Source organism: Gehongia tenuis, assembly GCF_014384795.1.
In the GTDB taxonomy this organism is placed as follows: Bacteria; Bacillota; Clostridia; order Christensenellales; family NSJ-53; genus Gehongia; species Gehongia tenuis.
This window is the reverse complement of sequence record NZ_JACRSR010000001.1, coordinates 710205-736519: the sequence shown is the minus strand read 5'-3', so window position 1 is coordinate 736519 and position 26315 is coordinate 710205. Positions and strand designations below refer to the sequence as shown.

Genomic DNA, 26315 nt, shown 5'->3' with positions numbered 1-26315 from the left:
ACTTTTTATGCCTCCTCACAATTTACTTGACCCGAGAAGTCCCGGGTGATATTGGCCAGCCACCGCCGCCTGCGATAATGGAGCAGCACGGCGGGCAGCTTGATGAACTCATCCAGACAAATGACAAAATACACCGTCATCACCGGAAGCTTGAGCACGAAAGCGCTCAAGAATCCCAGCGGCAGAGCGATGCCCCACATGACGACGGCATCCATGATGAAGCCAAATTTGGAATCCCCTCCGGCGCAGAAGATGCCGCAGATGAGGGTGGTGTTGAGCGCCTTGCCAATGAGGTAATAGGCGTTGATCCACAGCATGCCGTCAAGATACGCATAAGCGGTATCCGTGAGCTCCACCATGTTCATGATCAGCGGCCGGGCGGCAATGATCAGGACCGCGCCCAAAAATCCAAAGAACAGCGTGGTGCGAAGGAGCCTGGCCGCATCCACACTGGCCTCCTCCATGCGCATCTCCCCCAGCTTCTTGCCAAGCAGGATCGCGCCGCCGCTGGCAATGCCTGTGCACAGGATGATGCCCAGATTCCGAGCCACCGTAGCCACCGAATGGGCCGCCACCATATCCGAACCCAAATGTCCCATGATCACCGAATACATGACATAGGCGCCGCCCCAGACGATCTCATTGCCGAGCACCGGCAGGGAGTAACGCATAAAATCCCGGAAAAGCACGGAGTCATGCTTTAGCAGCAGGGAAAACTTGATGGGAAGCACCCTGTTTCTTTGGGAATCAAACAAGCACCAGACCAGCTCCACCAATCTGGAAAGGGTGGTGGCCAGGGCAACGCCGGCAACACCAAGCTTTGGCATGCCCAATAGCCCGAAGATGAAAACGGCGTTGAGCAAAATATTGAGCAGCAGCGAGACGGAGCTGATTACCGTACTTTTTTTAACCCGCTCCACGCTTTTCATCACGCATAGAACCATTTGGGACAGGCCCATCATGAGATAGGATACGCCCACAATTTGAAGATAGACCGCCCCTGCTTCCCGCATGGCCTCATCGGGCGTAAAGATGCCCATGAGCTCTCGGGGGAAGAAGGTTGTTGCCAGGAAAAAAAGAACGGCCACGGCCATGGACAGCCGGATGGCAATTCCAAGGAGCCGCCCGATGGCCTCGCGGTCCCCTCTGCCCCAATACTGGGCCGTAAGCATGGTGGTGCCCAGGGTCAGCCCCATAAAAAACAGGTTGAGCACAAACTGGACCTGGTTGGCCAGGGACACGGCGGACAGCGCCGTTTGGCTCACATAGCCCAGCATGACCACATCCGCTGAGCTCACCAGGGTGGTGATGAGGTTTTGCAGCGCGATGGGCAGCACCAAAACAAACAAAGACCGATAAAAAGCTCGCGTTGCATTCCTCATCACTGAATCCCCTTTCCGATATCAGTATAGGCTAAACATCTTGAACTTTCCATCAATTATTGCTATGATAATATAACAATCGTATTTTTAGGAGGAATGATCCTTTGTCCGAACTGTCGGTGCGCAGCGATCTGTCCGAGATCGTGCAGTATACCTCGCCGTCCCTTCCGATTCGCTCCCGGCTCGTCCGCCTTTCCCGAATGCACCAAAGCAGCGCCGCCTGCCATTGGCATCCCGAACTGGAATACGTCATCGTGCGGGAAGGCCGCATGGCCTATTTTGTCAACGGCAAAACCTATATTCTCACTCCCGGCCAGGGGCTCATCGTCAACGCCAACCGCCTGCACTTTGGCAGCGCCGTCAATGGGAGCGACTGCGTGTTTATGCTGCTGGTGCTCCATCCCCTGCTTCTATGCAGCAATGCCTACACCGAGAGCCGCTACATCCAGCCCTTCATTCAGGATTCGGGCAGCGACGGCGTTCTGCTGGACGGCGAGGCGTGGCACCTGACGGTCAAGGAGCGTATGGAGAGGATCTATATTTTGAGTCAGGAGCTTCCCTCCGCTCACGAATTGGAGATTCAAAGTGAATTTTTGGCGCTCTGGGCGCAGTTATACCGCAATACCGTGGAGAAAAACGGCATTCACCGCCCGGCGGAGGGTATCACGACCGTCATGAACATGCTGAGCTTCATCGAGGCCCATTATACCGAGAACATCGTCCTTAAAGACATTGCCGCGGCCGGCGCCGTATGCCGCAGCAAATGCTTCAACCTGTTTCGGAGCATGCTGGGCCAGGCGCCCATCGAATACCTCAGAAACTACCGCATCCAAAAAAGCCTGGTGCTGCTGGCCGACGACAAAAAGTCCATCACCGATATCGCCGCCGTGTGCGGTTTCAACGGTGCGAGCTACTTTTCCGAAGTGTTCCGCCAAGTGATGGGCATCACGCCCAGTCAGTACCGGCAAAACCTCAAAAAGCACCGCTGAGCCCGGAGAAAAAAGTGGAGCACAGTTTTTAACTGCGCTCCATTTTCATTTTACCAGCTTATGCCCGGTAGTCGCCGCGGACAAAGGGTTCATCAATGCTCTCATCGGTAAGCATCCCGTATTTCTTGGGATGGCGGTACGCATTGCCGTGAACCTCGCTTCTTCGATAATTCCGCAGCATACTGAGATCGAATGAAGCAAGATAGACGCCTTCCCCGCCGCCCGCTTCCAATAGGCAGCAGTCCCGCGAACCGGGCATGCCGGGCAGGTAGGCCACGCCGTCAAAGGCGGAGGAGTGGCCGTTGCAGTCCGGCTGCCCGTCAGGATAATTGCAGGTCGCGATCCCCAGCATATTTTCATAGGTTCTGCTCCTCAGCTGGGAGAGACGGTTGATCTCCATCGGGCAGGCGTTCGGGACAAGAATGATTTCCGCACCCTTCAGCATAAGAATGCGGGCGCTTTCCGGGAACTCCCTGTCGTAGCAGATCATGGCGCCCACCTTGAGTGTTCCTGACGCCGTATCAAGGTCCGCAACATAGAAATCCTCGCCGGGAGTAAGCCCGCGCTCCACGCCAAAATCGCAGGTATGCACCTTGGCGTAGGTCAGCACCTTTCGGCCGTGCCTGTCAAAAAGAACCACTGTATTCCTTGGCGTGGGTTCATAGCGCTCCAGCAGTGTGACGGCGATGGCCATATTGAGCTCTGCCGCCAGCCTTCCAAAGGCCACAATAAACTCGCTCTCCACTGAAATGGCCGCCGCTTTCAACTTTCGAGGATCGTCGTCAATGCGGTAGCCCGTGTTCCACATCTCAGGAAACAGCGCGATGTCGGCCCCGGCTTCCTTCGCCTTCCGGCATGCCTCCAAACCCTTTTGCAGATTCTCCTGCTCCGTGTTTCCCGGCAGGATCTGAAGCAGCGCAACGTTAAGCCTGCTCATTTTTACCTCCAAAGTCTATTCCTCAAAACAGCTGCCGCCCACAAACTCCCGGATGATGGATGTATTGGGGATGGCTTCAAGATCGGTAAAGGGCAGAAAATAGTTCATAAATTTACGAAGACGGATCACCTCCATGGCATTGGGATCCTCCTCCGGGACCGCCCTCAGCAGCGGCATCACGAAGGGCTTCAGCACGGAAAACTCATAGACCAGCGAGGAGTTGAACATGGCGTCCGCCTCCTCCTGATAGGGGAAGATGTTCTTCTCCTCCCCCATGCGCACCTTGGCCCAGATATCCAGGGTCTCCTGCGCGGAAAAGCCCCGGAAGTGATGGTCCCTCACCAACCGCCGCACCAAACGGGTGTCGGTGGTGGGAATCCGGTTGTGATCGTCCAGATTGAGCTGGGTCAGCGCACTGATGTATATCTTGAAGGTCATCTCCGGCGGAATGCCCTGGGTCAGGGAGGGGTTGAGGCCGTGAATGCCCTCCACCACCACCGGCTGGTCCGGCCCCAGCCTCAAAATCCTGCCATGGTCCCTGCGCCGTCCGGTGGTAAAGTCGTATTCCGGAAGCTCCACCTCCTCGCTTTGCAGCAGGCGGCTCAGATGTTCGTTGAAAAGTTCCACGTCGATGGAATCGATGTTCTCAAAGTTCCGTTTGCCGTCCGGGCCGAGGGGCAGCTCCTCGCGGTTGCGATAGTAGTTGTCAAGGGAGATGGCCACCGGACTCATGCCATTGACCTGCAGCTGCACGCTGAGGCGGTGGGCAAAGGTTGTCTTGCCCGAAGAGGACGGGCCGGCGATAAGCACCAGTTTTCGGCTGCTGCCCCGCTGGCTGATCTGGTCAGCGATCTCGGCGATCTTCTTTTCATGGAGCGCCTCGTTGACAAAAATAAAGTTCCGAAGCTGTCCGTCCTCCACCAGCCGGTTGAGGTCGGCGGTATTGACGCACTGCAAAATCTCGCCCCAGCGGCTGGCCTCCCAAAAAACATCGGCCAGCTTGCGCTGATCAAAGAAAGTGATCTTCTTCTCCGGTTCACCCCGCCTTGGATGCTGCAGCACCATGCCCGGCAGATAGTAATGCAGTGCGAATTTATCCAGATATCCGGTGCTGGGCACCATGTAGCCGTAAAAATAATCGCTCATCCAGGAACAGCGGTACACATTGAAATGATCGTAGGGCCGGTATTTCAGGAGCCGCACCTTATCCATCTGACCATCGGCCTCGAAAAGACGAACGGCTTCCTCCTTGGTGTATTCAATTCGCTCAAAGGGCATGTTCTCCGCCACGATTTCGTGCATGCGCGTTTCGATCTGCGCCACATCCCGCTGGGTGAGAGGGCGCTTCCAGTGCACGCGGCAGTACAGCCCGCCGCTGATGGAGTGATCGATCTCCACCCGGCTGCCGTCATAGAGTTCCCGCACGGCCATGACGTAGATGAAGCTTAGGCCCCGGATATAGATGCGAAGGCCGTCCTCGTTGCGAAGATCCACCGGCTCCACCCGGCAGTCCTCCACCGGCATGAAGGTGAGCTCCCGGAGGATGCCGTCCACCTTGGCGGCCACGATCTTTGCATAACCCTCCGGCTTCACCCGGGCCATGACCTCCTCCAGACTCACGCCGATGGGAAAGTCATATTTTGCGTCCAATATCGTCACTTGAAAAGTATTCATAGATAAACCTCCTTTCGGGTTCATCTATAGTTTACGCTATTTTCAAAAATCAATCAATTCGGCGGGTGGCCACCACGTCCACGCCGGTGCCCGCGGCATTCTTCAGCACCACGTCCCCCACGCGGACCGGGGCCTTGACGGCAATGCCCCGAAGCTCCCTTAAAATTTCTCCGAGCTTCATCTTGGGAACCGCCCTTTCCGTCTTCACCGACAGAAGGGGCATATCGCCGCCCAGCACGGGCACAGAGGTGGTCAAAACCCGTTTGGGAAGGGTGATCTCGTCCTTTGCATAGACCTCGCCTCTTGGGCAGCCCTGGCCGCTGACCTTCAGTTCCTCCCCATGGTTTTCCACCGTCAGCTGACAGCCGATGGGGCACATAATGCAAATCATTTCCCTTTTCACGGCCTCACACCTCCTCCAATTTCACCGTGAGCTCGGAGGCGCACGGGACCTCCTTCAGCCTCATGGATTCCATCTCGCCCGGCTTCACAATGGGCCGCCTGCGCTTTTGAAGTATGGTGTCTCCGGCCTGCAGCACCACGTTCACATTTCTTTTCGTATCGCCCACCCGGAAGAACAGTTCGCACCCCTCGGCCGTCCGGCGGATGCGCTGGGGCACCACGTATCGGACGCCTTCGCCGGGCCTAACGGAAACCGTCTCCTCCTCGGGGAGCCTGCCCGCCGCAAATTTTGCAGCGGCCCTTCCCGCGATGCCCGCCTCAAGGCTCACATTGTCCACCAGATCATGCACATGCAGCACGTTGCCGCAGGCGAAAACCCCCGCCGCCGTGGTTTCGCGGTTCTCGTCCACCACCGCGCCCTGGGTCACCGGGTCCATTTCAATATCAAGGCCCTGGGCCACTTCATTTTCCGGGATGAGCCCCACCGACAGAAGCAGCGTGTCGCATTCCACGAACTCCTCCGTTTCGGGGATGGGCCTGCGGTTTTGATCCACCTTGGCCACGGTCACGCCCGTTACCCGCCGGTCCCCATGAACCCGGGTGACGGTGTATTCGTAGCGGAGGGGAATGTCGTTATCCTCCAGACATTGGACGATGTTCCGCGTGAGCCCGCTGGAATAGGGCATGATCTCGCACACCATCCTGACCTTGGCGCCCTCCCAGGTCATGCGCCGCGCCATGATAAGGCCGATATCGCCGCTGCCCAGGATCACCACCGTGCGGCCGGGCATGTAACCCTCCATATTGATGAGCCGCTGGGCACAGCCCGCCGTGAAAACGCCGGAGGGCCGGGCCCCAGGAATATTGAGGGCGCCCCTCGTCCGCTCCCGGCAGCCCATGGCCAGCACAATGGCGCCGGCCTTTACCTGCATGAGCCCTTCCTTCGGACTGACCGCCGTGATGATCCGCTCCCGCGAAATCTCCAGCACCATGGTATCCAGGGAAACCCTGACGCCGGTGCCGGAAAGCTTCTCCACGAACCGTTCGGCATATTCGGGACCGGTGAGCTCCTCTTTAAAGTAGTGCAGGCCGAACCCGTTATGGATGCACTGCTGAAGGATGCCGCCAAGATGGCTGTCCCGCTCCAGAATCAAAATTCTCTTCGCACCTTCCTCATGGGCCGCTTGTGCCGCCGCCAAGCCGGCCGGGCCGCCGCCCACGATTGCAACGTCCACTTCGATCATGCCTGGCCCTCCCTCTCTTTTTTCTCCACGATCCAGGAACCTGTGCCGCTTTGGGTGATCTCCTCCATGGGAACGCCCAGCTCCCGGCTCAGAATCTCCATCACCCGCGGCTTGCAGAAGCCGCTCTGGCATCGGCCCATGCCCGCACGGGTGCGCCGCTTGATCATGTCGAGACTGGTAGCCGGAAGGGGCCGGTGAATGGCCTCCACGATCTCCGCTTCGCTCACCGTCTCGCACCGGCAGATGATTCTGCCGTAGAGAGGGTTCGCCCTGACCGCATCGGCCCGCTCCCCGGGGGACATGGCGGAGAACCTTCGGATGTGTTTTCGATGGGGATCAAAGTCCGTTCTCTTCTCAAGGGCCAGGCCCGCCCCGCCCAGCAGGTCCACGACCCGCAGTGCGATAGCCGGCGCGGAGGACAGCCCGGGCGAGCAGATGCCCGCCGCCTGGATAAAGCCCGGCACCTTCCCGGAAGCTTCAATGCGAAAATCCGTGCCGCTCACGGCCCGAAGTCCGGCAAAGGAGCGGATCACCTTGCCCGCAGGCACGCTGGGCACGCTCTTTTGCCCGAGGGCAATGAGGTCGCCGATGCCCTTCGCCGTTACGTCCCGGTCCTCCTTATCCGTCTGGTCCACCGCCGTGGGCCCGATGAACAGATTGCCGTCCACGGTGGGGCTTACGAGAACCCCTTTGCCCATCCTGCTCGGCGTTTGGAAAATGACCGACGAAAGGAGGGTCCCCGCGGCCCTATCCAGCAGCATGTATTCGCCCTTCCGCGGATGAATCTCAAAATCCTCCGCGCCGGCAAGCCGGCTGATGTCGTCGGCATGGACGCCGGCCGCGTTCACCACATACTTCGCCCGCACTTCACGGCCGTCCCGCGCCCGAAGGACAAATCCGTCCTCCAGCCGCCGCAGGGAGACCACGTCGAAATTCACCAGCACCTCGCCGCCGTTATGAATGGCGTTTTCCGCGTAAGCCACCGTCAGCTCGTATGGGCAGGTGATGCCGCCGGTGGGCGCATAAAGGGCCGCGGTAATCCCCTCGTTCAAGGCGGGTTCCCGCCGCCGAAGCTCCTCGCCGGAGATGATCCGAAGACCGGGCACCCCGTTTTCATCGCCGTAACGCTTGAGCTTTTTGAGTTCCTTCTCGTCCTCCGCACCGAAAGCCGCCACATAGGAGCCGCACCGCTTCAAGGGCACCTCCAGCTCCCCGGCAACCTGGTCAAACAGGGCGTTGCCCGCAACGTTGAGCTTCGCCATCAGCGTTCCCGGCACACAGTCATAGCCGGCGTGGACGATGGCGCTGTTGGCCTTGCTGGCGCCGGAGGCCACGTCCTCCTCCTTTTCCACCAGCACGGCCTTCACCGCATAACGGGTCAGTTCCCGGAGGATTCCCGCACCAATCACCCCGCCGCCGATGATCACAACATCCCGCATCTTTCCGCCTCCCTTTTTCCATACAAAAAAGCCACGCACAAAAAGCCTTCCGGCCTTTTCTGCGCGGCTCTCCATACTCCGCCACACGAACTTACAGAATCATTAAATCACGAATGAAGAGGATTGTCAAATTTTCGAGCACCAAAGGGTTTCACTGGTGGTGGAAATGGCCCTGGCTCCTGCCCTCAGCGCTGCCGCGGCATCCTCCAGCGTCTCGATCATCCCGCCGGCAATGATGGGCTGAGCCAGCTCCCGGCTGAGCGCGGAAATCGCCCTTGGCACCAATCCTGGCATGACCTCCACCAGATGGGGCTTTGCGGCGCTCACCTGCTTGATTCCGCTTTTGAGGGACGCCGAATCCACAAGAAAGATGCGCTGCACCGCAACAAGTCCCGCGTCCAGGGCGCATTTGACCAAAGACGAGCGGGTGGTCAAAATCCCTCTCGGCTTCAAGATGCGGGCAACGTAGCGCACGCCCGCCTCATCCCTGCCGATGCCGCCCACCAGGTCCATATGAATGAAAACTTCCTTGCCGCCCCGCTGCAAAACCCCCACCATGTCCGGCAGCGTCAAAATGTTGCCGTCCAGGATGAAGACCGTCCGCACGGGCGATGCGGCGGCGCGCCCGGCCGCCGCCAAATCCTTCACCGCGGCCACCACCGGCCTGTCAAACTTCGTCACCTCTTACGCCTCCCCTTGGGAGCGGGCCTTGGCCCATTCCGGCCTGTGCCGCCCTTCCCATGGCCTCGATTTGCCGGCCGGCCCTCCAGCGGCCGCACCAAGCACTTTTTATCAAACCCGATCAGGTCCTCTCTGCCGCACAGCTGCAGGGCCTCCACCACCATGGCCCGGTTTTTGGGATGGGAGTACTGCAAAAGGGCCCGCTGCAATTCCTTTTCCCGGCCCTTCGGCACATGGACCGGCCGGCCCGTTCTTGGATCCATGCCCGTAAAATACATGCAGGTGGACAGGGTGCCCGGCGTCGGATAAAAATCCTGCACCTGCTCGGGAACCACGCCCTCGTTTCGGATCGTTTCCGCCAGCTGAACCGCATCCTCCAAAGTGGAACCGGGATGACTGCTGATGTAATAGGGTACGAGATACTGCTTTTTATGGAGCTCTCGATTGGCCTGACTGTAGCGGCGCTTGAAGGCGGAATAAACGTCATGGCCAGGCTTGCCCATCAGCCGGAGCACCCTTTCCGATACGTGTTCCGGTGCCACCTTGAGCTGACCGCTCACATGATGGGCCACAAGCTCTTTGAGAAAAGTGGGATCCTTATCCAGCACAATGTAATCATATCTGAGTCCGCTTCTCACGAAGACCTTCTTCACGCCGGGGACGCGCCTCAGCTTTCGCAAAAGGGCTAGATAATCCCCATGGTCCACCCGAAGCTTTCCGCAGGGCCTGGGGAAAAGACATTGCCGGCCCGGACAAGGCCCCCGCTCCAGCTGATCGTCACAGGCGGGAAATCGAAAATCCGCCGTGGGGCCGCCCACGTCATGGATATAACCCTTGAAATCCTGCTGGCGGGTCAAAAGTTCCGCCTCCCGCAGAATGGACTCGTGGCTCCTGGCCTGGATGATCCGCCCCTGGTGGAAGCCCAAAGCGCAAAAGGAGCAGCTGCCAAAGCAGCCCCGGTTGCTGGTAATGGAAAAGGCCACCTCGGAAAAGGCGGGAATAGGCTCCTCATACATGGGATGGGCCGCCCGCATGTAGGGCAGGTCGTACACCGCGTCCAGCGTTTCCTGATCCAAAGGCTGGGCCGGTGGATTCTGCACCACATAGCCCGGGCCGTGGCGCTGGGCAAGCCTTTTCCCGTTCATAGCGTTTTGGTTCTCCTGCTGGACCATGAAGGCGCGGGCATAGCTCTTCTTGTCCCGAGCCGCCGCTTCAAAAGAGGGGATCTCCACAAAATCCACCACATCTTCCAGATTGGACGCTTTAAAACAGGTGCCGTTCACATAGGTGATTTCGGAAACGGGGATACCCGCACTGAGGGCGTCGGCAATCTCCACACTGGGCCGCTCTCCCATGCCGTAGATGAGAAGGTCCGCCCGGCTGTCCAGGAGGATGGACCGCCTCACCCTGTCGTCCCAATAATCGTAATGGGCTAGCCGTCTCAGGCTCGCCTCGATGCCGCCAATGATGATGGGTACACCCTCAAAGGCCTGCCGGATCAAATTGCAGTAGACCAGCGTGGCCCGGTCGGGCCGCATGCCGCTTCTGCCGCCCGGCGAATAGGCGTCGTCATGACGCCTCCTTTTGAGAGCGGTGTAGTGATTCACCATGGAATCTACGTTTCCCGCGCACACCAAAAAGGCCAGCCGGGGCCGGCCCAATTTTTCGATATCCGCTGTGGAGCGCCAGTCCGGCTGGGGAATAATGCCCACCGAATAGCCATGGTGCTCCAGCCAGCGGGCGATGATCACCGGCCCAAAACTGGGATGGTCCACATAGGCGTCGCCGGAAACCATCACAAAGTCGGGCTGATCGATCCCCCGCGCCTCCAGATCCTGTCGATTTACGGGAAGAAACTGCATGTTTTCACCTTCGTTCCTTCCCAGTGTAGCCTATTTCTTCAATTCCAGCAATACCTTGACGCTGTGTACCCTGCCGTCATCGACAAGAGGAATGTGGGACTTAGCCAGTGCGCCATCCAAATAGATCTCCCGTTTCTCGCCCCGGGTCACCTCGATCTCATAGATTGCCCCGCCATAGCGGTAGACCAGATGGAAGCCCGGCCACGTGGGCGGCAGACAGGGTTCCATAAAGAGCTTCTCTCCCCGCTTGGTGAATCCTAGAATGCCCTCCAGCGCCACCTTGTACATCCAGGCTGCACTGCCCGTGTACCAGGTCCAGCCCGCCCGGCCCACATGGTCCTTGGCGTAATAAACGTCCGCCGCATAGGCATAGGGCTCGCCTTTGTAAACCAGAAGCTTCTCCCGGCTGTCCGTGCGGGCGACGGGATTGATTTTGGAGAAAATCTCATAAGCTTCCCCGCATCGTCCAAGCCGGGTCAGGGCCAGTATGGTCCAGGCCGCGCCATGGGTGTATTGGCCGCCGTTCTCCCGGACGCCGGATACATAGCCCTTGATATAACCCGGATTCTTCTCCCAGCGGTCGAAGGCCGGCGCGAGCAGACGCATCACACCCGCTTCCCGATCCCAGAGCTGTGTCAGCGCCGCATCCATGGCTTCTTCGCTTCGGGTACGGTCACCGCCGGCAAGAACCGCCCAGCTTTGGGAGATGCAGTCGATCCTGCCTTCCTGGCTTTTTGCCGATCCAATGGGCGTTCCGTCGTCCATGTAAGCCCTGCGGTACCAATCGCCGTCCCAGCCCGCCTTCTCAAGACTTGTCAAAAGGGCGCCTGCCTGCCGCTCAAAGAGCGCGGAGCGAACCAAATCCCCCCGCTTTCGCGCCAGCTCCGGCATTCTGCGGAGAATATGAAGCAAAAACCATCCCAGCCACACCGATTCACCCTTACCCTCGATACCGATTCGGTTCATGGCGTCATTCCAGTCGCCGCTGCCCATGAGTGGCAATCCGTGATCGCCCAGTCGGGAGGCCGAGCGTTCCACGGCCCGGCAGATGTGATCGTAAATGTCTCCCTCCGTGCCGCTCAGCTCAAAGTTCGCATACACATCCTCCTTGCCCGGCGGAATGGGCAGACCCTTGAGGTAGGGCGCTTTCTCCTCCAGAATCGTCCAGTCCTCGGTAACCTCGATATATTCCAGCGTCACATAGGCGAGAAACAGCAGGTCGTCGCTGATCTTGGTCCGTACGCCCCGCCTTGGCGGATGCCACCAGTGCTGTACATCGCCGTCCTCGAACTGGTGGCCCGCAAATTCCACGATCAGCTTCCGGGTCCGTTCGGGTTCGGCGTACAAAAGGGCCAAGCCGTCCTGAAGCTGATCCCGAAAACCATAGGCGCCGCCCGCCTGATAAAAACCGGTGCGGGCAAGCACTCTGGCGGAAAGGGTCTGGTAAAGCATCCAGCGGTTCATGACGATATCGAAAGCGGGATCGGGACTTGACACTGAAACGGTCCCAAGCCGTCTATCCCAAAAAGTCTTCACTCTGTCCAGCCTACTCTTTGTCTTCTCGGCCTTTAAGGCGGCAAGGCGAGTACGTATGGCGTCAAGATCCTGCTCTTCGCCCAGAACAAAGGAGCGTTCCAGGCTTTCTCCCGGCTCCAGCTCCACTTTCACCGCCATCACAGCCGCCGGGTCCGTGGCCGTACCGCACCTTTGGGATAGCGTCAGGGCCCAAGCGCCTCCAGGCACGCCGCTCACCTCATCCCCCACCCAGAAATCCGGACGGTGGCAGGTAAAATCGTCCATGCCTTCAAGGCATGCCGCATAGGCGACAAGTCCGCTGAAATCGTCGCTATAGGGATTTTTCGCCCAAAGAAAATCCTCCTCATGGCCCGTAATCCCATGCAGTGCCATGGCGTCCCGGGTCACGCCCAGCACCCATTCGGCATAGAAGAAAAGGGTGAGACTGCGCCGGGAATCGGTCAGGTTGGTGAGCTCCACCCGGTAGGTCTTGACTGGCGCCTCCGTATCCACAAATTCCGTGAGCGCCGCTTGAATGCCCTGGGGCCGCGATTCAAAGACGGTGTAGCCCTGACCGTGGCGAACCGCCACCTTTCGTCCCGCCGGCCGGGGCGTGAGGGAAAAGACCTCGCCGGTTTCGTTGTCCCGCACGAGGAGCATCTCCCCCAAGGGATCGAGCACGGCGTCGTTGCTCCAGGGCGTGAGTTTGTTCTCCCGGCTGTTGATATTGAAGGTGTAGCCGCCGCCGCTTTCCGTCACCAGCGTGCCAAAGCTTTCCCCAGCCATCACATTGGCGAATGGTAGCGGTGTGGGCGCGCCGTCCAGAAAATTCATCACGTATTCCCGGCCGCCCTCGGTAAACCCGCCGGTGCCGTTGTAAAAGAGCAGTTTTTCTTGAACCTGAACCCGTTCATCCCGCCAGGGAGAAGGCCTTTTCTTCACGAATTCCGGCTGATAGCCGGAAGGCTCCGGGAGCAGCAGGGGCTCGAAATCCTCGCCGCAGCTCACCGTCAGATTCGCCGTAGCTGCAAGGCGTTCCCCTTCCCCTTCCGAAAGCTCCTGGGCCTTCAGGATATGAACGCCGCCCGGTCCATCGTCGTCCCCACGAGCATGACTCGCCCGCACGAGATCGACAAGCTTTTCCTGCAGGGGCTGCAGGTAGTCGTTGCCGTACCGGTTCAGGAACACCAGATCCACCTTTACGCCCTTCATCCGAAGATAGCCATGAGCCTTGAGGAGCCGTTCGGCACCGGGAAGCTGATCTATGGCGTCGATGGTGGCCAGTACAATGGGCAGATCGCCGGAGATGCCGTGAGCCCACAGCGCCCTTTGCGTCAGAGATTTTTCACCTTTCGGGTAGCCCAGCACAAGCCAGGACGCCAGCTTTTGAAACAGGGCCGCATCCTTCGGCTGCATTTTGAGGTGCTCCGCCTGCACCCGGGCGTGGACCCGGGCCAGTTCAAGGGAGCGTTCCACGGCCTGGATGTTTCGGTACTCCTTCAGCAGTGCCACCGTCTCCTCCCGGGTTTTGGCGGCGGCGGTGATGCAGCAGAAGGTCTTCTTTTCGCCCTTGTTCACCACAAGCTTTCGCCGAATAGCCATGACCGGATCCAGCACCGCGCCTTCGGTTCGCTCCAGCTCCCGATAAATGCCTTCGGGGTATCCTTCCGAATAGCTTCGCCCATAAAATTTCGCCCGGTCGGTTTCAAAGGTCATCTCCCCTTCAAAGTCGCCATAGATCCCGTAGCCCACGCAAAGGGGAGCCACCTCACCCTCACGGGTTCGCCGTCCCGCAATGAGAGCGTCCAGCTCCGGCACACTTTTTGTGGTTACAAAGAGGTTTTGGAAGGCCATATGGGCTTCATCGTCCGCCTGCCGGGAAAGGGCAAGCTCAAAAAAGCCGGTGATTTCAAACTCGGCCTCAATGAGCGATCCATTCTCCAGTGTGACCCTTCGAATCTCCACGTCATGTTCCGGGGAAACCCACGACTCCATTTTGGTGGTGAAGCGGCCGTCCTTCCTGAGAAAAACCGCCCGCTCCGGCTCAAAGGCTGCCTGATAGCGGTCGGGCCGGTCCAGCGCCGGCTGATAAGCCGTGGAGAAGGTTTCTCCGTTTTTGAGATTGCGAAAGACGATTCTCTGGCCGTAGCGCTCCAGCACCCGGTCCTTGCGCCAGCGTCCTATGGCGTAATCCTGCCAGCGGGCATAACCCAGCCCCTTCGCGCTTACCATCAAATCGTAGCTGCCGTTGCTCAGGAAATGAAGCGTATCCTCTCCAGGCTGGCGCACGTGGCGGCTGGCAAAGGGTTTGGGCCGGCGCCGGGGCTGCTGGGCAACCTTGACCGTCTCCGGCTTTTTGCGCAGGAGCACGCTGGCCGGCTTCTCCAGCCAGAGGTCCTCCACCGCCTTCAGCATGAGCACCGCATCGGTGCGCTTTTGATGGATGCCATCCATGAGCACATTGTCCATGGCAACCAGCGCCATGCCCAGATGGTGCACCATAAAGCTTTTGACCACCTTGGGCCGCTGGTCCTCCAGCCGTTCCGCGGTAAAGTCCACAGCCTCGTAGAAGCCGTACCGCCCGAAGGCGCCTGCCTTTTCAAAATGTTTCAGGTCGCGCAGGGCCTCTTCCGGGTCCACCATCAGCGCCATCTGGGCGGCATAGGGCGCCGTCACCACATCCGGCGGCAGCGCCATGCGAAGGCTCACCCTGGGCACGCCGAAGGCCCGGTACTGATAGTTGAGGGCAAGATCAAAGGCATAGTAGCCCGATTCGGAAACGCCCCAGGGAATATTCCTTTCCCTGCCATAGGCGATTTGGGCCGCCATAAGGCCGGCATAGGTCCCGTGCATGGCCGTATGGGGCTTGTCCCCAAAAATAAGCAGGGGCATCAGGTATTCAAACATGGTGCCGCTCCAGGACAGGAAGGTGTCCCTGCCATGGATCCGCTCGGTGGGCCGGCCGAGGTTCCGCCAGTGCTTGGCGGGAACATCCCCCTTGGCGATGGCCACAAGACTGGTCTGCCTGGCCTCGGAAGCCAAAAAATCATAGTGGGACGGACTCTCCAGCTCATTTTCCACATCGTAGCCGATCCGCATGAGATCCATGGCCGGATCGTACAAAGCGGAGAAATTCATGGCCTCCACTAGGGCTTCCATGCGGCTGGCCAAGCGTCCGGCCTTCCTTTCCAGGGCTTCGGCGGCTTCGAGGCTGCCCAGCAGCGCCGATCGAAGCTGGGCCGCATAGCCGCCGTCATCCCCGGGGCGCAGCTGATCCAGCCTTGGCAGCGCCGCTGTCAGAGCTCCGTGAAGCGACGTCACGCTTTTAGCCTCCCGCACGGGCTTCAAAACGCTCTCCAGGGATTCCCGAAGGGCGGCGTCCAGACCTGCGGGCACGGCGTCATAGGCCATGACCGGGAAAACCGCCGCCGTGGAGGACTTCCAAGCGGCGAGGGATGCGGCCCCCAAACGATCCAATTTGGCCTCGCTCCTATGGAACAAATCGCCCATATCCTTTGCACCGGACTGCCAGTAGTCCCCCTTGAATCCGTCCAGCCAGGGCTTTTCAAGACCCTTTCGGACGCCCTCGGCCACAATGATGAGATACCCTGCCAAATTGCCGCTGTCCACGGTGGAGACGTATTTGGGCACCAGAACTTCAAGATTCGTCAGATCATACCAGTTGTAGAGATGGCCCTGCCATTTGGTCAGGCTCTCCACCACGGCCACCGTTTTCTCCAGCCGGTCCACCATCTCGCCATAGCTGATAAAGCCAAGGTCATGGGCGGAAAGACAGGCCATCAGATAGAACCCGATGTTGGTGGGCGACGTGCGCAGGGCCGCACCCCGATAGGGTTCAAGCTGTACATTGTCCGGCGGCAGGAAGAAGCGGTCCTTCGTCACCTGCTCCTCAAAATAGGCCCAGTTGAGCCGGGCAAGCCGCACGATGTACTGTCTGTCCGAGGCGTCAAGTATCCGCCGCTCCTTGGGCTTTGCCGAAAGAGCCGCCATCACGAAGGGGGCCGCCGTAAAGGCCAGGGCGGCAGCGGCCCAATAGGCGCCCGCGAAAATGCCCCAAAGCGCAAAGCCGGCGCCCAGCGCCATGGACGGCGCCATGGCAAGGACGTAAGCGCCCACGCCCACGCCATGGTGCTCCGCCTGAGCTGCGGGGGTCCATTCAAGAAGCTTGTGCTTTCCTGCCATGTGTTTCAGCGCACGAAGGATCGCAAGAAGGCTGTTCACGGCGCTGTCCCCGAGGAGCATGATCTCAAGAAGGGCGCGCACAAAGCCTTTGCCGACAGCGGCGGGCCGGACGCCCCGGTTCGCCGCCCAATCGTAGAGGCCCTGCGCCAGCCCCAGAAGGGGATGGATGAGCATGGGCAAAAGGGCGAGGACCGCCAGCAATGGCCGGCCAAATCCGATGCCCATGGCAATGAGCCCCGCAGAAAGAATGGGCACCAGGGAGCGCCGAAGATTATCGAACATCTTATACCGGGCAAGACGGCCCAGCGGATTTTTCTTCTTGTCGCCGGCCTCATCCCGCACCCTTCCCGTCAGCCAGGGAAGAAGCTGCCAGTCGCCCCGGATCCACCGTTCGCTTCTTTTGGCATAGGCAAGATAGCTTTTGGGGAAGCCGTCCATCAGCGCCACATCGCCAAGAAGGGCACACCGGGCATAGCTGCCTTCAAGAAGATCATGGCTCAGCACCCACTCCCTGGGCAGTCTTCCCTCCAAAACTGTGGTGAAGGCCTTCACATCATAAACGCCCTTGCCGGTGAAGATGCCCTCGCCGAATAGATCCTGATAGACATCGGAGGCGGTAAAGGCATAGGGATCAAAGCCGGGATCCCCGCCAAACAGATAGGCGAATCGGGACCGGTCAGCTTCCGCCACCGAAAGCTCCACCCGAGGCTGCATAAGGCCGTAGCCCTGAACCACCCGGGTGCCCTCCTCATTGAAAACAGGCCAGTTGAGCGGATAAGCCATGGCCGCAAGCATGCGCTTCGCCTCGTCCTTCATGAGGCGGGTGTCCGCATCCAGAGTGATCACGTATTTGGCGCCTCGAATTCGCGTGAGGCTGCCTTCGGTGGCCAGAAAGGCCTCCTCTTCCCCCAGAATGAAACGGTTCAGGCTGGCCAGGGCCCCCCGTTTCCGCTCTTTGCCCATATACCGCCTCTGCGTGGCGGAAAGCGTCCTTGGCCGGTGCAGCAGGAAAAACTGGTCGCCGCCCCTCGCCCAGCGGTGGTTGAGCGCGGCAATGCCCGCCTTCGCCGCTTCCAGAATCTCCTCGTCTCCCTCCAGCACAGGTTTCGGTTCATCGGCAAAATCCCCCAAAAGGACATAGCGCATGTTCTCGTCCCGGCTGGCATGAAAGGCGAGTTCCAGCTGCTGGACAAGTTTTTTAGCGGCATCCACGCTGGGAATGAGAGCGGGGATGGCCACAACCGCCGTAAAATCCCCGAAATTCTTCGTATAATCCATTTTCAGCAGAGCCGTGGAGCGCACGGCCTTGCCCATGATCGCGCCGGCAAGGGCGGCAAACAGGTCGGACAGCGGAAGGATGGCCAAAAGACCTACGGCGACCGCCCAAAAACCGGCCGCCGGCCAGCATCCCGCGGCAGCGAGAGCCGAAAAGCCCAGGCTCGGCACCCAGATCATGACGAAATAAAGGACGCGTTTGAGGACAAGGCCAAGACGCCTTCTTTTTCCCTTGCCCGCTTTATCCAGCTTCCCATAAAGCTTTTCAAGGCCCTCTTCCACCATCAGATAGTAGCCCACATGGCGCTGCTGGAGGGTCTCTCCCGCCTTGGCGAGTTCCAGGGCCCCTTCCGCCGCCGCCATCTCGTCGTTGCCGGCAATGCTCTCCAGACGGCCAAGAAGCCGCTGGCGGCTGTCAAAGCTCATCCTGCCATAGACTCCCGCCGGATCCCCCATGAACAGCCTGTGCACCGAGGAGATCTCCTCAAAATGGACGGCCCACTGCACCTGCTGCCAATGGTGAAGACTCTTGACCGCGTTCGCCATCAGAATGGCCTTTTTCACCCGGGCCTCCTGAACGGACTGCACGATGTGCTCAAGGTCCTCCTCCCGGTCCGCGATGGCCCCGTCCAGCAGCTTCAAAAGCTTCGGATTTTTGTACTGAACCAGCCGTTCATACACCTTCGCGATGAGTTCATCCGTCAGCTTGTTCTGTTGACCGCAGCGCTCGAGCAGCGCCTTCAGCGCCCGCTCCCCATCGCCCTCCAAACTTTTTTCAAACAGCTCCATGCACTTTTGGCCGTTCTTTTCCTCCTCCAGACTCTCCTGCGCCAGCCTCACAGCGGCCTGAAGCAGCAGAGCCTGAGCCATCTCGGGAAGCATCCACAGCTCCCGGAGGGCGAGCGGCTTATGCCGCTCATAAGTCTGAGCGGCCTCGGCCAGATCCTCGGCTGAAAGCTTCAGCTGATGGAGCTCCAGGGCCGTGCGGACAATGGCATAGCAGCGGGGCACATTTTTGAGGGGCCCGGCTGAAAAGGCCGGCAGTCCGCCCACGCTTTTCGTGGTCAGCGCCTTCTCCAGCCGGAGGAGCGTTTGGCGAAGAAAGGGATAGTGGTCCACATACCAGCTGAGCGCGCCGGCGTTATCCGAACCCAGGCGGCCCGCGGCTTCGCGGTAGAGCTCGGGCATGGCACGGGAAAGGCCGGCGAGATGCAGAGGATCCCGCCGGTAAAAGATTCTATTTTTGACCTCCGGCTGGCCGGCAAGCCAGGCCGCCCCCTCCTCCCCATCCAGGCCGGCCGGAGACAGCCGCTCCGCGCCTTCGCCGGACCGCCGTAAATTTAAAATGCCATAGACCGCCGCACCCACCAGAATTACGGCCAAAGCAGCATAGATTAGAAACATATTTTTGCTACGCTCCCATACCTTCTTTTCATTCATTATGCGCTTTTTCAGGCTATGGGATACATAAAAGACGGCGGCGGAGGATGTGTCAAGTTTAATGGCTTTGCAAAGCTTTGGCGTTTTTGCGGTACTGTCCGGGAGACAGGCCGCATTTTTCTTTGAACAGCTTGCCAAAGTAGCTGGCGCTGTTGAAGCCGCAGGAAAAACAGATGTCGGAAAGCTCGCGCTCCGTGCTGGTCAGCAGATGGGCGGCCTGGGAAAGCCTGTACTCACAAAGATACTCCGTGGGTGTTTTGCCGATAATCCCTTGAAAACAGCGGAAGCATTCGCTCCGGCCGATGCTCGCGGCCTCGGCAATGCGGTCAACGGTGATCCCTTCGCCGTAATGGGTGTGAATGTAAGCAAGCATCATTCGCGCTCTTTGCACCTGCAGGCGTTCCATCCTGTTGACGGGTGCCTCAGCGATGGCTGAAATGCGAAATAGCACCTGCCTCATCGTCCGAAAGATGAGCTCCATGACGGAAAGCTCATAGTCCGGGTTCCCAAAGGAGAGATCGCGAAAGGCCCTGAGGCAGCAAAGCAGATCCTGGTCCCTATTCCTGTCCTTAAACAGAAAAAGTCCGGGCGCGGCGGAGTGCAGAATGGGCAGGATGCCTCTTTGATACACCGCCTCCACCGGCTTTAGCGCAAAAAGGTTCGGGGGAAACACGAAGGCAAAAAAGATGGTGCCAGCTTCCGTCTGCCTCGCCCGATGGAGCGCCTTTGAGTTGACGAACACCCCGTCTCCCGCCCGCAGAATGCGGGTCTCCTGGAGCGTGTATTCCAGCCCGCCCTTCAAAACCAGGCCAAACTCAAATTCATCATGCCAGTGGTGGCCAAGTTCGCCGTTCAGATATTCGTCAAAATGGTCCTCATAGAAAGAAATGGGCAGCACGTTGTTCTCATATTCAATGGTTTCCAGCAGGTTTTGATCGGTAATCACCCTTCGACAGCCCATCGTCATCCCCCTTTGGCACAATATTGATATCATCCGGGACGATATCAGTATACAAATGCTTTTAATGATTCTATTATTATATTGTTTGAATGTCAAAGTGAAAGGAAATTCCATGAGCAGAATCAGAAACATGACGGTCGGAAGCCCCGCCAAACTGCTTTTATCCTTCGCCATCCCCCTTATTTTGACCAACCTGGGCCAGCAGCTTTACATGATCGTGGACGCGATCATCGTGGGTCAGGGCGTGGGCGTGGAGGCTCTGGCCGCCGTGGGCGCCACCGATTGGACCTATTGGCTGGCCCTTTGGGTCATGCAGGCCCTGACCCAGGGCTTCGCCATCCTCATCGCCCAGCATTTCGGCGAGGGCAGCGGGCCCAAAGTCAAAAAGGCTTTCGCCATGACCATCCTTTTGTGCGCAGGTTTGGCTCTTCTTTTAACGGGAGTGTGCCTTCTTATTGCAAAACCCATGCTCCATCTCCTGGAGACGCCGGAGCCTATCTTTGCCATGGCCTCCGACTACCTCACCACCATGTTCTCCGGGATTTTGGTAGTCATGGCCTATAACCTGGCCGCGTCCATCCTGAGGGCTCTCGGCGATGGCAAAACGCCCCTCATCGCCATGGCCATTGCCGCCGTAACCAATGTGGCGCTGGATCTGCTCTTTGTGCTGGTGTTTCACTGGGGCGTGGTGGGTGCGGCCGTGGCCACGGTTGCCGCCCAGCTGATCGCCTTTTTCTACTGCTTCGCCGTACTGAAGCGGATCGAGCTGCTGAGAACCAGCCGGGAGGATTGGCGGCCCGAGGGTCCGGTCATCAAACGCCTCATCGCCCTCGGCTTCCCCCTTGCGCTGCAGCATGTCCTCATCGCCGGCGGCGGCATGATCCTTCAATCGGCCATCAACCAGCAGGGGCTGATCTTTATCGCCGGGCTCACGGCGACGAACAAAATCTTCGGCCTCCTCGACAGCTCCGCCATCTCCCTTGGTTTTGCGATCACCACGTACATGGCACAGAATTATGGCGCCGGGCGGTATAGGCGCATACGCCTGGGAATGCGGAAGGCGGCGCTCATCGCCGTAACCCTGTCCATCCTCATCGCCCTTGTCATGTTTCTTGGCGGCAGATTCATCCTGAGCCTTTTCATCGACGCCTCCAACCCCCACGCCGGGGAGGTGCTGGCCGTGGCCTACCGGTATCTCTCCATCGTGAGCGCCATGCTTCCGGCCCTGTACCTGCTCTACGTCTTTCGCAGCACCCTGCAGGGACTGGGCAGCACGGGCGCGTCGTTATTATCCGGCTTCATGGAATTTTTGGTGCGGGTCTTGGCGGCGCTTATCTTTGTGCGCCTTTGGGGTTCCTCCGTCATCCTCTTTGCCGAACCCTCCGCATGGGTGGCCGCCATGGCCGTGCTGGCTCTTGGCTGCATAAGAAGGGTTCGGGAGATCCCAACAGACGATCTTCCCGTTTCAAGGGAGGCGGAGCGCTCTAGAATTCCCGTTTGAGGCTGCGCAGGAACAGTCCATCCAAGGTCCTTTGAGGATCCCTGCCCCGGTAGAGCACATCGTACACCGCCCGGCAGATGGGAAGCTCCACGGCATACTTCTGTTCCAGCAAAAGCAGCGCCTCCACCGTATAGTAACCCTCGGCAAGCTCGGTGTAGCGCTCCCCCTTCACGAAGGATTCACCGAACTGGCGGTTGTGGCTGTAGGGCGAAAAGACGGTGGCTTCATAATCGCCGAGATGGCATAGTCCGTAAGCGGACAGCTCGTTTCCGCCCATGGCCTTGATGAGCCTTGCGATCTCCCGGGTGCCCCGGGACATAAGCGCGCCCTTGAGGGAGGAGAGACGATAACCGTCCAGCATGCCCGCCGCGATGCCGATCACGTTCTTTGCCGCGGCGCCCACCTCGTTGCCGATGAGGTCGTTGCCAAAGTAAAAGCGAATGAGTTCACCGGAGAACTCGCCCACCAGCCGCTCCTTGGTGGCGGGATGAACGCTGTCGATCACCATGCAGTTGGGGATGCCCCGGGTGAATTCCTGCACGTGACCCGGTCCCAGCCACACGGCGATCTCATCATTATCGCCCAAAAACTCACCGGCCACCTCGCTGAGGCGCTCGCCCGTGCTGTTCTCCAGACCCTTCATGCACAAGACATAGCATTTTGCAGGAAGCTTCAGCTGACAAAGCTCCCCCATCAGTCCCCGGAGACTCTGGGAACCCACCGAGATCACCAGGGTTTCCGCCTCCGCCGCCTCCTTGAGGTCACAGGTCAGCCGTACGCTCCCGGGCAGCGTCACGAGCCCATTCATGCGGGTCTGCAAAAACCCTGCCATCCGTTTTGAGCCCGGTCTGCCGTACAGCGTGACCTCGTGCCCGGTCCGGTTCAGATACCACGCGATAAACGAGCCCCAGCGGCCGCAGCCCAGCACCGATATCTTCAAATCTCATCCCTCCAATGCTCCCTATTATAGCATAAAAAAGGAGCGGAAGATTCCGCTCCTTTGCATCTTTCCTTTTACTGAATCTGAAAATCCAGTTTGTCCTCGTCCACGCCGATGGTGACTTTGGCATGATCGGCCAGGGACCCGTCAACGATGCGCCGGGCCAGCGCCGTTTCCACCTCCCGCTGAATGTAACGCTTGATGGGCCGTGCGCCGAAGGCGGGATCGAAGGAGGCCTTGAGGATGTAATCCTTTGCCGCTTCGGTAAGATCAAGCCGAATGTCCCGATCCACCAGCCGCGCCTGCACCTCGTCCAGCGTCTTCGCGATGATCTTTTTGATCTGCTCCTCGTCCAGAGGCGTGAAAATGAGAATCTCGTCGATTCGGTTCAGGAATTCCGGCCGGAAGGACATGCGCAGGGATTCGTGCACCGCCTTTTTGGCTTCGTTCGTCACATAGCCGTCGTCCTCCAGCGATTTCAGCAGGGTCGCGCTGCCCAGATTGGAGGTCATGATCACCACGGTGTTCTTGAAGTCCACCGTTCGGCCCTGGTTGTCGGTGAGCCGGCCGTCGTCCAATACCTGCAGCAGAATGTTGAACACATCGGGATGGGCCTTCTCGATCTCATCAAAGAGGATGACCGAATAAGGCTTTCTGCGCACGGCTTCGGTGAGCTGGCCGCCCTCGTCGTAGCCCACGTACCCGGGAGGCGCGCCCACCAGACGGGACACGGAATGCTTTTCCATGTACTCGGACATATCGATGCGGATCATGGCGTCCTCCGAGTCGAACAGCGCCACGCTGAGCGCCCGGGCGAGCTCGGTCTTGCCCACGCCGGTGGGCCCGAGGAACATGAAGGAACCGATGGGCCGGTTGATGTCCTTAAGCCCCGCACGGGCGCGGAGCACCGCCTCGGAAACGGACTCCACCGCCTCGTCCTGGCCGATCACCCGCTTGTGCAGGATGGCGGGCAGACGCAGAAGCTTCTCCCGCTCCGATTCCACCAAACGGCTGACCGGAATGCCCGTCCATTTGGCCACGATCTCCGCAATCTGCTCCTCGGTGACCTCCTCCTTGAGAAGGACCGTATTTTTGCTTTGCTGGGACTCCTCCCGTTTCTTTTCCAGCTCAGGAAGCACGCCGTATTTGAGCTCGGCAAGCCGGTTCAAATCGTAGTCCCGCTCGGCCTGTTCGATCTGGCGCTTGGTCTCGTCGATCCTTTTGGTCAGGTCCTTCGAGCCCATGATGGCCACCTTTTCCGCCTCCCACTGGGCCCGAAGGTCATCGCTTTGCTTTTGGGCCTCCGCGATTTCCTCCTTCAAATCGGCAAGCCTGCGTTTGCTGGCCTCATCCGTTTCCTTCTTCAGGGCCTGCTCCTCGATTTGCAGCTGCATCAGTCTTCGGGTGACCTCATCCAATTCCTGGGGCATACTGTCCATCTCAGTTCGGAGCATGGCCGCCGCTTCATCCATCAGGTCGATGGCCTTATCCGGCAGGAACCGGTCGGAAATATAGCGGTCGGACAGGGTGGCGCAGGCGATGATGGCGCCGTCCGTGATGCGCACGCCGTGATAGATTTCAAACTTCTCCTTCAGTCCCCGCAGAATGGAGATGGTGTCCTCCACCGTGGGCGGCTCCACCAGCACCGGCTGAAAACGGCGTTCCAGCGCGGCATCCTTTTCGATGTACTTTCGGTATTCATCGAGGGTGGTGGCGCCGATACAGCGAAGCTCACCCCTTGCCAGCATGGGTTTTAGGATGTTGCCCGCATCCATGGAACCCTCCGTCTTGCCGGCCCCCACGATGGTGTGCATCTCATCGATGAAAAGAATGATCTGTCCTTCGCTCTTTTGGATCTCATCCAGCACGGCTTTCAGCCGCTCCTCAAATTCACCCCGGTATTTGGCGCCGGCGATGAGCGAGCCCATGTCAAGCGCAAAGACCGTCTTGTCCTTGAGCCCTTCAGGCACGTCGCCCTTAACAATGCGCTGGGCCAGACCCTCCACCACGGCGGTCTTGCCCACGCCCGGCTCCCCGATCAGAACGGGGTTGTTTTTGGTTCTCCGGGAGAGAATGCGCACCACGCGCCGGATCTCGCCGTCCCTGCCGATCACCGGGTCCAGCTTGTCGGCCTTGGCCATCTCCGTCAAATCCCGACCAAAACGCTTCAACGCCTGGTAGGTCTCTTCGGGGTTGGGCGAGGTGATCTTTTGGCTGCCGCGAACCTTCTTCAGTGCCTTCAGCATATTTTCCTTGTGGATGCCCTGGTTCCTCAAAATACGCCCGGCATCGGAATTGTCCTCCGTCAAAATGGCCTCAAACAAATGCTCCGTGCCCACATATTCATCCTTCACCCGCTTCGCATTGTCCTCCGCCGCAAGAAGGATCTGGGTAAATCTGCGGTCCGCCTGGGGCAGGGCCGCCCCGCCCTCGATCTTCGTGAGGCGGCCCAGGGCGTTCTCCACGTCCTTCGCCAGCATATCGGCGTCTTTATCCATTTCCGAAAGGACCAGCCGGACGGTGCCGTCCTCCTGCTGAAGCAGCGCCAGCAAAAGGTGCTCCGGCGTCAAAACAGGGTTCCCCAGCCGCACCGCCAGTTCCTGACTGTCCGCCACGGCCTGTTGAGCCTTTTGGGTAAATTTATCAAAATTCATGGAATCATCTCCTTGTCTGCACAGCAATATCTTACTTTGACTTTCATTGACTATTATAGAGGAAAACCCTCTCTTTGTCAATCAGAATATGGCTTAAATGCCATCATTCTATACAAAAAAAACCGGAGCCGAAGCTCCGGTTTTGATTGCGCTTGCGAGACAAGCCATAAGCCGAGTTCTGTCATAGGATGATCATCTATCTAGGCCCGAAGTTACCAACGGGCTCCAGCGATTACATGGGAGCGGGCGGGCCGCCGCAAAATGCTCCGCTATCAATCTTGCACCAGGTGGGGTTTACAGAACGGACAAGTCGCCAAGCCGTTGGTGAGCTCTTACCTCGCCTTTCCACCCTTACGTCCCGAAGGACGCGGTATATCTCTGTTGCACTATCCTTGGAGTCGCCTCCACTGGGTGTTACCCAGCACCCTGCCCTGTGGTGCTCGGACTTTCCTCGTCAAAAAGACGCGATCATCTGTCTTGCTCGCAGCGTTTTCAGCTCTCCTTCAAAAACAAGATTCTGCCGCAGTTTTCGCATTCCATGGGCCGCGGCGCCTCCCGCATCATCATAAGCATGGCGGAGGGCAGTTCCATATTGCAGCCGGAGCACTGGTTGTTGACAATGGGTGCCACCGGATTGGGCCGGGCGGAACGGATGCGTTTGTACCGCTTGAGAAGCTCCGGGTCCAAATCCCCCTCCATATCCTTTTTCTTCGCCTGATAGGGCGCCATCTGCTTTTGGTAGTTTTTGAAGATATCGTCGTATTCCTTCTTCAGCTCCGCGTAGTCCCGTTTGGCCGCCACGATCTGGGCGTTCATGCGCCTCAGCCGGCTTTCCACGGTGGACCAGGCGTCCACAATGCTTTTAAGCTCCTTCTCCCGCTTCACCAAAACGTCCAATAGGGACTCGGTGCGCTTGCGAAGATCCTGCAGGCCATGGAGATCCAGCTCCTCGTCCTGCTGTTCCTCCTTGAGATCGAGAAGCTGTTCGGTGGCAAGCTTGATCTCCTTTTGGAGGGTTAAGAAAAGCTTTTGCTGCTGTTCCGCCGATTGATCCATGTTCTGCAGCTGCTTTTGTTTCTCATTGAAAAAGTTCCTGACCTTGAGTAATTTCAACCGGGTGGGGTCCTGCCTCAGCTTTTTTTCCAACTGATCCAGCTGCAAATCCAGGTTCTGATATTCCAAAAGCATATCCAAATTCTGCATGGGATCATCCTCC

At 58.9% G+C, this 26315-nt stretch carries 15 protein-coding genes and 1 other RNA gene; 2 read left to right on the top strand and 14 right to left on the bottom strand.

Going from position 1 to position 26315, the window contains the following annotated elements:
* Positions 1–5: 5 nt before the first annotated feature.
* Complete coding sequence (locus H8696_RS03670; protein ID WP_249315009.1) at positions 6–1382, bottom strand: MATE family efflux transporter; 1377 nt, start codon at positions 1380–1382, stop codon at positions 6–8.
* A gap of 104 nt (positions 1383–1486) precedes the next feature.
* On the opposite strand from H8696_RS03670, the gene H8696_RS03665 reads away from it, so the two are divergent.
* Positions 1487–2371 carry an AraC family transcriptional regulator gene (locus tag H8696_RS03665; protein ID WP_249315008.1) on the top strand — a complete coding sequence of 295 codons (885 nt, stop codon included), beginning with the start codon at positions 1487–1489 and terminating at the stop codon, positions 2369–2371.
* A 58-nt stretch (positions 2372–2429) separates the two neighbouring features.
* Here the strand turns inward: H8696_RS03665 and H8696_RS03660 are convergent, their stop codons facing one another.
* From H8696_RS03660 to H8696_RS03620, 9 genes are all read right to left on the bottom strand, one after another.
* Positions 2430–3308: a carbon-nitrogen hydrolase family protein gene (locus tag H8696_RS03660; protein ID WP_249315007.1), complete on the bottom strand. Its 879-nt coding sequence runs from the start codon at positions 3306–3308 to the stop codon at positions 2430–2432.
* 15 nt (positions 3309–3323) lie between these two features.
* On the bottom strand, positions 3324–4982 hold the full coding sequence (locus H8696_RS03655) for a nucleoside kinase (RefSeq protein WP_249315006.1): 1659 nt from the start codon (positions 4980–4982) through the stop codon (positions 3324–3326).
* 49 nt (positions 4983–5031) lie between these two features.
* On the bottom strand, positions 5032–5373 hold the full coding sequence (locus H8696_RS03650; protein ID WP_283244899.1) for a DUF1667 domain-containing protein: 342 nt from the start codon (positions 5371–5373) through the stop codon (positions 5032–5034).
* Between the two features lie 16 nt (positions 5374–5389).
* A complete protein-coding gene (locus H8696_RS03645) occupies positions 5390–6628 on the bottom strand; it encodes an NAD(P)/FAD-dependent oxidoreductase (RefSeq protein ID WP_249315004.1) in 1239 nt (412 codons plus the stop codon).
* Positions 6625–8067 carry an NAD(P)/FAD-dependent oxidoreductase gene (locus tag H8696_RS03640; protein ID WP_249315003.1) on the bottom strand — a complete coding sequence of 481 codons (1443 nt, stop codon included), beginning with the start codon at positions 8065–8067 and terminating at the stop codon, positions 6625–6627. The genes H8696_RS03645 and H8696_RS03640 overlap by 4 nt, the downstream gene beginning before the upstream one ends.
* A 126-nt stretch (positions 8068–8193) precedes the next feature.
* Positions 8194–8748 (bottom strand): glycerol-3-phosphate responsive antiterminator, encoded by a 555-nt coding sequence (locus tag H8696_RS03635; RefSeq protein WP_249315002.1) that lies wholly within the window; start codon positions 8746–8748, stop codon positions 8194–8196.
* On the bottom strand, positions 8745–10610 hold the full coding sequence (locus tag H8696_RS03630; protein ID WP_249315001.1) for a YgiQ family radical SAM protein: 1866 nt from the start codon (positions 10608–10610) through the stop codon (positions 8745–8747). Before H8696_RS03630 ends, H8696_RS03635 begins: the two co-directional genes overlap by 4 nt.
* 30 nt (positions 10611–10640) lie before the next feature.
* Entirely contained in the window at positions 10641–19007 is an 8367-nt protein-coding gene (locus H8696_RS03625; RefSeq protein WP_249315000.1) for a GH36-type glycosyl hydrolase domain-containing protein, read from the bottom strand.
* A 94-nt stretch (positions 19008–19101) separates the two neighbouring features.
* Positions 19102–20004: a helix-turn-helix domain-containing protein gene (locus H8696_RS03620; RefSeq protein ID WP_249314999.1), complete on the bottom strand. Its 903-nt coding sequence runs from the start codon at positions 20002–20004 to the stop codon at positions 19102–19104.
* 112 nt (positions 20005–20116) lie between these two features.
* Here H8696_RS03620 and H8696_RS03615 point away from each other — a divergent pair, with 112 nt between their 5' ends.
* Positions 20117–21505 carry an MATE family efflux transporter gene (locus H8696_RS03615; protein WP_249314998.1) on the top strand — a complete coding sequence of 463 codons (1389 nt, stop codon included), beginning with the start codon at positions 20117–20119 and terminating at the stop codon, positions 21503–21505.
* Here the strand turns inward: H8696_RS03615 and H8696_RS03610 are convergent.
* The 4 genes from H8696_RS03610 to H8696_RS03595 form a co-directional block, all read right to left on the bottom strand.
* Positions 21489–22445, bottom strand: coding sequence for an NAD(P)H-dependent glycerol-3-phosphate dehydrogenase (locus H8696_RS03610; RefSeq protein ID WP_249314997.1), 957 nt, complete (start codon positions 22443–22445; stop codon positions 21489–21491). The genes H8696_RS03615 and H8696_RS03610 overlap by 17 nt on opposite strands.
* Positions 22446–22519: 74 nt before the next feature.
* Positions 22520–25099: an ATP-dependent chaperone ClpB gene (clpB, locus tag H8696_RS03605; RefSeq protein WP_249314996.1), complete on the bottom strand. Its 2580-nt coding sequence runs from the start codon at positions 25097–25099 to the stop codon at positions 22520–22522.
* 151 nt (positions 25100–25250) lie between these two features.
* An RNA gene (gene rnpB, locus H8696_RS03600) (RNase P RNA component class A) lies at positions 25251–25583 on the bottom strand.
* A gap of 8 nt (positions 25584–25591) precedes the next feature.
* Positions 25592–26302 carry a zinc ribbon domain-containing protein gene (locus tag H8696_RS03595; RefSeq protein WP_249314995.1) on the bottom strand — a complete coding sequence of 237 codons (711 nt, stop codon included), beginning with the start codon at positions 26300–26302 and terminating at the stop codon, positions 25592–25594.
* Positions 26303–26315: the final 13 nt, after the last annotated feature.

Bases quoted from the DNA above. Each gene is read 5' to 3' on its own strand.
- H8696_RS03670 (WP_249315009.1), bottom strand. From the start codon at position 1,382: ATGAGGAATGCAACGCGAGCTTTTTATCGGTCTTTGTTTGTTTTGGTG.
- H8696_RS03660 (WP_249315007.1), bottom strand. From the start codon at position 3,308: ATGAGCAGGCTTAACGTTGCGCTGCTTCAGATCCTGCCGGGAAACACG.
- H8696_RS03655 (WP_249315006.1), bottom strand. From the start codon at position 4,982: ATGAATACTTTTCAAGTGACGATATTGGACGCAAAATATGACTTTCCC.
- H8696_RS03650 (WP_283244899.1), bottom strand. From the start codon at position 5,373: ATGATTTGCATTATGTGCCCCATCGGCTGTCAGCTGACGGTGGAAAAC.
- H8696_RS03645 (WP_249315004.1), bottom strand. From the start codon at position 6,628: ATGATCGAAGTGGACGTTGCAATCGTGGGCGGCGGCCCGGCCGGCTTG.
- H8696_RS03640 (WP_249315003.1), bottom strand. From the start codon at position 8,067: ATGCGGGATGTTGTGATCATCGGCGGCGGGGTGATTGGTGCGGGAATC.
- H8696_RS03630 (WP_249315001.1), bottom strand. From the start codon at position 10,610: ATGCAGTTTCTTCCCGTAAATCGACAGGATCTGGAGGCGCGGGGGATC.
- H8696_RS03625 (WP_249315000.1), bottom strand. From the start codon at position 19,007: ATGTTTCTAATCTATGCTGCTTTGGCCGTAATTCTGGTGGGTGCGGCG.
- H8696_RS03620 (WP_249314999.1), bottom strand. From the start codon at position 20,004: ATGGGCTGTCGAAGGGTGATTACCGATCAAAACCTGCTGGAAACCATT.
- H8696_RS03615 (WP_249314998.1), top strand. From the start codon at position 20,117: ATGAGCAGAATCAGAAACATGACGGTCGGAAGCCCCGCCAAACTGCTT.
- clpB (WP_249314996.1), bottom strand. From the start codon at position 25,099: ATGAATTTTGATAAATTTACCCAAAAGGCTCAACAGGCCGTGGCGGAC.
- H8696_RS03595 (WP_249314995.1), bottom strand. From the start codon at position 26,302: ATGCAGAATTTGGATATGCTTTTGGAATATCAGAACCTGGATTTGCAG.